Here is a 6,413-nt window from a genome sequence, read left to right on the forward strand (position 1 = left end):
AGTGCACCAGATCCTGCCATCAATAGTGTCGAAACCGCATTGAGCACCGGTGTTGAACCTTCCCTCATACGATCAAACAATGTAATCGTTAATGGGGAATCACTGCCTGCAAGAATTAATGTGGTATTAAAATTCTCGAAAGACATCAGAAAAGCCACAACCGCCGAGCCAATCACCGCTGGCTTTAACCAGGGCAGTGTAATCGTTGTGAATACCTCAAAACGGCTTGCACCCAGGTTTAAAGCAGCTTCTTCCATTGCGGTATCCAGCTTTCTCAGTCGTGCTGAAATGACGAGTGTTGCCATAGTACTGATAAATACAAATTGTCCAAGAACAATAAGTGGCAGACCGGGCCTTAAAAACTCCAGATCGAGTCCATAACTGTCTTCTATCGTATTGGCGATGCCGCTACTGAAAGAAAGAATGGAAATCCCGAGAATGACGCCCGGAATCACCAGTGGTAGCAACATCAAACTATAGAGAAACTGTTTTCCCCGAAAATCATATCGCTCAAACAACAGTGCATTAGTGATAGCTAAAGTGACGGACAGAATAGCAACAAACAGTGCGATCATGAGGCTAGTGATAATACTTTCCTGTATCGCACCGTCATGAAATAAGCCACGACGCTCTTTGTTGTCGGCAAAATACCAGTCCAGAGTAAACCCTTCCCACGGCAGGGAAGGAAATACACTGTCGTTCATTGAGAAAACGGCAACGACGACAAGTGGAGCCAAAAGAAACAAAAAGAACAAGCATACATAAACCGTGTAGGTTTTCTGAAATGCTCTGCTTTGGGGAATACTCGGTATCATGATCTATTTCTCAGGTTTCACTGGCTAATGCCTGTTTGAAGGACTGTTTGCTGAGCTTCAGTCCAAGCCAGACAATCAGCGACGACAGACAGAGCAATAAAACGCCAAAGGCTGCTCCCTGTTCCCAGTTAAAGCGGGTAATAAACTGGGTAAAAATCTGCTCGGTAAACCAGAGACTGTCTTTACCACCCAACAGTGTCGGTGTCAGATAATTACCAAGGGTCAGCATAAAGACGACGATGCATCCTGATACGATGCCTGGTACAGCGTATGGAATAATGACTGTGCGAAGGACCGTGAAGTGGTTACCGCCCAGGTCATAAGCTGCTTCTACAAGGCTGTCGTCCATTCCTTCCAGGGTGCTGACCAGAGGCACTACCATAAAGAGCATGGAGGCATAAACGAGGCCCGTCATAACAGTAATGTCGTTGTACAGCATCTCTACTGGCGCGTCCACCACTCCAATCCATTGCAGGAAGCCACTGACAACACCGCTCTCACGCAGCAAAATCATCCAGCCATAGGTTCGCACAAGTTCACTGACCCAGAATGGAATCAGACAGGCAAGAAACATCAGGTTCTTGTTTTTACCCTGGGCAATTTTGGCGATATACCAGGCAACCGGAAAGGAGATCAGTAATGTCAGGGCCGTAGCAAGTATGGACATCACCGCAGTGCGCAAAAATGTATTCCAATAGAGCGGCTCTGTGAAAAACTCCCGATAATGAAGCAGGCTGAACTCATAAACACCGTAACTGACTCGCTCTCTCATTGAGATGCCCAACATATCCAGCTGTGGTAACAGAATCAGCAATGTCAGCGTCAGCAGCAGTGGCATTAACAGCAGATAAAAAGAGAGTTTTCTACCAGTCATGGTCAAGATTCTCTCTTTTTATTTGATAGAAAAATATTGCTCTGTTGCATATCCCAGGATAATGAGACTCTGTCTCCAGCCACCAGATCATTAAATTCTCGAGTCTGTGGCAACGAAACACTCAACTCTTGGGATGAATCGATATCTTTCACCAGTATCTGGCTATTACCGCCATCAAAAAGAATATTTTCTACCCGACCATTAATATGGTTTTCAGACGTTACGCTCTGATCTCTCCGGATATGAATGGCTTCCGGGCGGATAAACAAATCAACAGCGTCTCCTGCTTTAAGGTCTATTTTTGGAAACGCAGTGTTAAATTGCTGTCCGGCGTTAGATCGGATTATTGCCGTTTCACCAACAATAGACTCAACGATCCCGGCCACCCGATTGTTATTACCAACAAAACCAGCGACAAATGACGTTTTTGGCTCATAGTAAAGCGACTGCGGAGAGCCCACCTGTTCAAAACGGCCATGATTCATGACGGCTACCTGGTCCGACATAACCATTGCTTCAGATTGATCGTGGGTTATGTAAATAAAGGTGGTACCAAACGCTTTTTGCAGTTTTTTTAACTCGACTTTCATTTGTTCCCGAAGCTTCAGGTCAAGAGCGCCAAGAGGCTCGTCCAGCAAGAGAACATCCGGTTCAAGCACCAGACATCGAGCAATTGCCACCCGCTGTTTCTGTCCACCGGAGAGTTGATTGACCGATTTTTTTTCAATACCCGGCAAACCAATACGTTCCAGAACATCGGCAACTTTTTTATCCCTTTGCGGCTTTGGTACCCTGTTGCGCTTGAGTCCGTAAGCAATGTTTTCCCCAACATTCATCATGGGAAAAAGAGCCAGGTGCTGAAACACCATATTTACCGGACGCTTATTAGCCGGGATACCAGCCATCTTCTTTCCTTTTATCAGAATTTCTCCCTGATCAGGTTCAGAAAAACCGGCAAGCATTCTCAGCAGCGTGGTTTTGCCACAGCCAGAGGGGCCCAGTATGGAGAAAAAGAAGCCAGCAGGGATTTCAAGAGAAATGTCATTTACTGCCTGAAAACTGCCAAAGTGTTTGAAAACATTGCGGCATTCGAGATCGAAAGTCATGAGGGTGTACATCCTGAAAAACCACCAGCCTCTGTCATATAACTCTCAGCAAAAAACAGGACTGGCGGGTAAAGCTATAACTGATTACTGTGCGGCTTTGATACGATCCAGCGTTTTTCCTTCGATGATTTCCAGGCCTGCAGGTACTGGCGGATACCACTTGATATTATCGAGACTGCTCTGGTTGTAGCTGATCTTATAGCTGTTGCTGAGCTGTTCGTTAACAAACTCTTCAGCACCGGCAGATGCGGTAAAGTTACCCGCAGCCTCGGTGATTTTGGCAGCAATCTCAGGCTGCATTACAAAGTTGATCCATTGATAAGCAGCTTCATCATTCTTGCCTTTGGCGGGCAGGGCAAAGGTATCAATCCAGCCCAGTGCTCCAGACTCTGGTGGTACGAAGTTGATGCTGGTCGTTTCTTTATGCAGCTTCCAGCCGCCTGCATCCCAACCCATGGCCAAAGTGACTTCGCCACTGCGCAGCAGGTTAAGCAAAGCATCACCGCCTTCCCAGTAAGCTTTAACATTGGCTTTGCAGTTGATGAGCTTCTGCTCAACTTTGCCCAGAATTTCAGCGTATTTTTTCTGATCGTTGTAGGCTGCGAATGGGTCTTCGCCCATGGCAAACGCGAAACCAATCAGGGTTGGACGCTTCAGGCGATAGGATACTTTGCCCTTGTAATCATCAGAGCAGAGGTCATTAAAACTGTAGCTGCTTTTGCTACCTGCAGTATCGGTAATCAGACCGCTGGTACCCCAGATATGAGGCACACCGTACACATCACCGTTTATGGTGGTGTTGGCTTTGGTGGCAGACAGCATGGAAGGAATAAACTGACCGGCATCGAGTTTACTGAGGTCAACAGGTTTATAAATTCGATATTCTTTCTGCGCACCGACAATACGATCCTGACTTGGCTGCACCAGATCATAACCAGCACCGCGAGTAGCGCGAAGCTTGGAAATCATATCTTCGTTATTGGATTTGGTGACCTTAACGGTAATACCGGTTTCCTGTTCAAACTGATCAATCACTTCCTGAGGCGCATAGCCTCCCCAGGTCAGAATTCTTAGTTCTTCCGCCTGTGCACTGGTGGTGAGCATGGCAACGGTGGATATGGTCAGCGCTAGCAGACCTTTCATTGGTTTCAACATGGAGCGCCTCTATGAGGTTTGTTATTGCTCACTATTGTTATGCAATTTTGTTACAGAAATGTTTCACTCGTTAAAACGAAGGTCAATAAAGATATGAGCCTGTTCATATTTATTTTAAAAATATGTGGCTGTTCAAAACCGCCTTATGAATTTTGCGGGTCAGGGTCTGGATGACACTGTACGTTCCCATGGGTTATATAACTGTACCTGGCACATACGCATATCGTTTGTATTTCGAGTAACTACAGTACAGTCATGCACCAAGCCTGTGACAGCTATAAGCCCATCAATCACAGGCATAGGTGCGCCCTTTTTTTCAGATTCAGACTGGATACGCCCCCAAGCTATTGCCACCCCAAGATCTACAGGCAATATTCTGTGCTTGAAGCGCTCCATAAGATCAAACTCAAGCCAGGTTCGCAACTTATCCTGTCTTGTCGGCTCCTGGCATTTCCCTATTCCTTTTTCAATTTCTGCCAGAGTCAAAACACTCAAATAGAGCTTGTATTCCTCACAACTATCCATCCATTCAAGTACATGCTGATCAGGATTTTTTTTGAATGCTTCTGACAATACACAGGTGTCCAGTAAATACTTCACAGATCTTCATCCCTCGGAGTTTCTTTACTTCTGTCAAACACTTCAACATCAGCATCCGAAAAGGGAGATGCTTTTAGAAAGTCACTCAGACTATTCTCTGGTGCGGACATCTTTTGATAGTCTTCAAACGAAAGAATGACAGCCGCTTTATGCCCGTGACGGGTCACAAATTGCGGACCGTACTGGCGAGCCCTGTCCACGATATGACTAAACTTACTTTTAGCCTCTTGTAACTGCCATTGATTTTCCATTTCAATCTCCTGAATCATGACACACCTTAAAAAAAACTAGTCTGACTAGTTATATATGTCAACCTCAGTCTCTTCCAATATGAAATGAGCCTGAAGGGGAGCCCAGTTTCCAACATGAAATGAGCCTGTAAAATTCAGCACTGTCGTTCATGATGCGAGGGTGAAGATCATAGAAAATAAAAATAAAAAAAAAAAAAAATAAAAAGGACATCCACTAAAAAAAAAACAAAAAGGACATCCACAAAAATAAAACCAGTTAAAAAGGACATCCAGAAAATTAAAAAAGGTCATCCAGAATAAAAATAAAAAGGACACCCATATATTTGACCAATCGACTGGTTGAACTATCTTCCTCCTGTTACCCCTTATTGTCTTTGTATTAGGAGATCCCATGACTCAAGCCAGAAAATTAAAAAGAATTAAAAAGGACATCCAAAAATTAAAAAAATTAAAAAGAAAATTAAAAAGGACATCCATATATTAAAAAAGAAAAATAAAAAGGACATCCATATATTTTGTAAATAAATAAATTAAAAAGGACATCCATATATTTGACCAATCGACTGAATGAACTATCTTCCTCCTGTTACCCATTATTGTCTTTGTAGTAGGAGATCCCATGACTCAAGCCCGCAGCAGCCTGATTGATTCAGGTTCGACTCCGTATTATCACTGTATGTCTCGGTGTGTTCGCAGGGCTTATTTGTGTGGTGAAGATCATCAGACCGGGAGGAATTTTGAGCATCGCAGGCAGTGGGTGGTCGATCGTATACAGGTATTAGTCTCCATTTTTGCCATCGAAGTATGTGCTTATGCTGTGATGTCTAATCATTATCATCTGGTACTACATATTAACACCAGTGAGGTTGAGAGCTGGAATCGAGATGAAATACTTCGGCGATGGACTACCCTTTTCACTGGACCTTTATTGATCCAACGCTATATGAGCAACGACACTCTCAGTCGCTCAGAACTCAGCCGCATTGATGAATATGTGGCAGAGTATCGTATCCGTTTGAAGAATATCAGCTGGTTTATGCGTTGTTTGAACGAGTATCTAGCCCGTGAAGCCAACAAGGAAGATGGTTGTAAAGGTCGATTCTGGGAAGGGCGTTTTAAGAGTCAGGCGTTACTGGATGAGTCGGCTTTGCTGACCTGCATGGCATATGTTGACCTGAATCCTGTCCGGGCAAAACTGGCATCCACATCGGAACAATCGGACTATACCTCTATCCAGAAACGTATCGAAAAAGCTACTGAAGCGACAGATTGCAACCAGCCGTTCATGTTGAAGCCTTTTCAGAGTCAGGGGCAAAATACGAATAAAGCATTGCCTTATATTCTTCATGATTACCTGGAGCTAGTGGACTGGAGTGGAAGAGCATTGAGAACGGATAAGAAAGGTTCTATACCAGAAAGCTCACCTCCTATCCTGACAAGACTTGAAATCGATGCTGACGAATGGCTAAAAACCATGAGTTGGAACAATCGATTCTATCGCGCAGCTGGAAGACTCAAGGCCATGAAGGCATATGCTATCAGTGCAGGTCAACAATGGCTTCAAGGGTTAAATTATTGTGGTCGTTTATTCCAATCTGGCTGATTCATTTTT

General features: G+C 44.3%; 7 protein-coding genes. 1 reads left to right on the forward strand and 6 read right to left on the reverse strand.

Going from position 1 to position 6,413, the window contains the following annotated elements:
• From KDK19_RS21205 to KDK19_RS21230, 6 genes are all read right to left on the reverse strand, one after another.
• Positions 1–704, reverse strand: a 704-nt coding sequence (locus KDK19_RS21205) for an ABC transporter permease (protein WP_257292891.1), incomplete at its 3' end; no start/stop codon positions are given.
• 121 nt (positions 705–825) lie between these two features.
• Positions 826–1,689 (reverse strand): ABC transporter permease, encoded by an 864-nt coding sequence (locus KDK19_RS21210; RefSeq protein ID WP_257252838.1) that lies wholly within the window; start codon positions 1,687–1,689, stop codon positions 826–828.
• Positions 1,690–1,691: 2 nt separating this feature from the next.
• A complete protein-coding gene (locus tag KDK19_RS21215; RefSeq protein ID WP_257292892.1) occupies positions 1,692–2,795 on the reverse strand; it encodes an ABC transporter ATP-binding protein in 1,104 nt (367 codons plus the stop codon).
• A gap of 84 nt (positions 2,796–2,879) precedes the next feature.
• On the reverse strand, positions 2,880–3,950 hold the full coding sequence (locus tag KDK19_RS21220; protein WP_257252835.1) for an extracellular solute-binding protein: 1,071 nt from the start codon (positions 3,948–3,950) through the stop codon (positions 2,880–2,882).
• A gap of 159 nt (positions 3,951–4,109) precedes the next feature.
• The gene (locus KDK19_RS21225) at positions 4,110–4,550 is read right to left on the reverse strand and encodes a type II toxin-antitoxin system VapC family toxin (RefSeq protein WP_257252834.1); all 441 of its coding nucleotides are present in this window, start codon (positions 4,548–4,550) and stop codon (positions 4,110–4,112) included.
• The gene (locus KDK19_RS21230) at positions 4,547–4,819 is read right to left on the reverse strand and encodes a type II toxin-antitoxin system Phd/YefM family antitoxin (protein ID WP_257252833.1); all 273 of its coding nucleotides are present in this window, start codon (positions 4,817–4,819) and stop codon (positions 4,547–4,549) included. The genes KDK19_RS21225 and KDK19_RS21230 overlap by 4 nt, the downstream gene beginning before the upstream one ends.
• 601 nt (positions 4,820–5,420) lie before the next feature.
• Between KDK19_RS21230 and KDK19_RS21235 the strand changes: the two genes are divergently transcribed.
• Positions 5,421–6,404: a transposase gene (locus tag KDK19_RS21235; protein WP_257253167.1), complete on the forward strand. Its 984-nt coding sequence runs from the start codon at positions 5,421–5,423 to the stop codon at positions 6,402–6,404.
• Positions 6,405–6,413: the final 9 nt, after the last annotated feature.

Source organism: Endozoicomonas sp. ONNA1, assembly GCF_024606325.1.
GTDB lineage: Bacteria > Pseudomonadota > Gammaproteobacteria > Pseudomonadales > Endozoicomonadaceae > Endozoicomonas_A.

What these genes read in the sequence shown, in the direction of transcription:
- KDK19_RS21235 (WP_257253167.1), top strand. Translation starts at nt 5,421, where the DNA reads ATGACTCAAGCCCGCAGCAGCCTGATTGATTCAGGTTCGACTCCGTAT.
- KDK19_RS21230 (WP_257252833.1), bottom strand. Translation starts at nt 4,819, where the DNA reads ATGATTCAGGAGATTGAAATGGAAAATCAATGGCAGTTACAAGAGGCT.
- KDK19_RS21220 (WP_257252835.1), bottom strand. Translation starts at nt 3,950, where the DNA reads ATGTTGAAACCAATGAAAGGTCTGCTAGCGCTGACCATATCCACCGTT.
- KDK19_RS21210 (WP_257252838.1), bottom strand. Translation starts at nt 1,689, where the DNA reads ATGACTGGTAGAAAACTCTCTTTTTATCTGCTGTTAATGCCACTGCTG.
- KDK19_RS21215 (WP_257292892.1), bottom strand. Translation starts at nt 2,795, where the DNA reads ATGACTTTCGATCTCGAATGCCGCAATGTTTTCAAACACTTTGGCAGT.